The 648-nt window shown below is 63.6% G+C and carries 1 protein-coding gene; it reads right to left on the reverse strand.

Translation table 11 applies throughout. From position 1 onward, the window contains the following. Positions 1 to 3: 3 nt before the first annotated feature. Positions 4 to 648, reverse strand: a 645-nt coding sequence (locus DNI29_RS24670) for a hypothetical protein (RefSeq protein WP_162303747.1), incomplete at its 5' end; no start/stop codon positions are given.

Here is a 648-nt window from a genome sequence, read left to right on the forward strand (position 1 = left end):
GGCTTAGTAGGTCAGGCGTAAGAGATCGACCGGGGTAGAAGCGTCACCACTTTCCCACTGATCGATTTTATTGACGTAGAAAAAAGCCCCCTCGGCTTCCAGCCACACGGGCACCAGCTGCGAGAAGTCGGTCACTTCCAGCCCGCTCAGCCGAACCGAAGGCTTGAGAATAAGGGGCCGCGTATACAAGGCGCCTAGGTGCTGGTAGTAGGCAGGCAGCAGGCTGCGCTGGAAGTCGAGGTCCTGCGCTTCCGTGGCGCTGACAAACACCGACACGCGCGGGCTGATGCGGGCCGTTTCGGCGGCGCTGCTGACCTCCACTGTTTCCGAGCCCCGCTTTTCCGAGTGCGTCACCACCAGCGTAACGGACCGGGCGGCAAACGTTTGGAGCACCAGCCGGGGCACAGGGCTTTTCGTGTCGAACTGCTGCTCGACCGAGGCCTGTCCGAGGCGGGGCGTGTACATGGGCAGCAGCAGCAGGCCGTTGGTGCCCGTGGTCGTGGCAGCCCACGGTAGCACTACCGCATCCCGTTCAGGCTCCAGCGTAGCATCCGGACAGGGCAGCATGCCGTCACCGAGCTGCTTAGCCGACCTGGGGTTGGCCTCATCCTCTTTCCAGCGAAACCAGTTGCGCTGGGCTACGCCGGG

This window comes from Hymenobacter sediminis (assembly GCF_003231285.1).
Lineage (GTDB): Bacteria > Bacteroidota > Bacteroidia > Cytophagales > Hymenobacteraceae > Hymenobacter > Hymenobacter sediminis.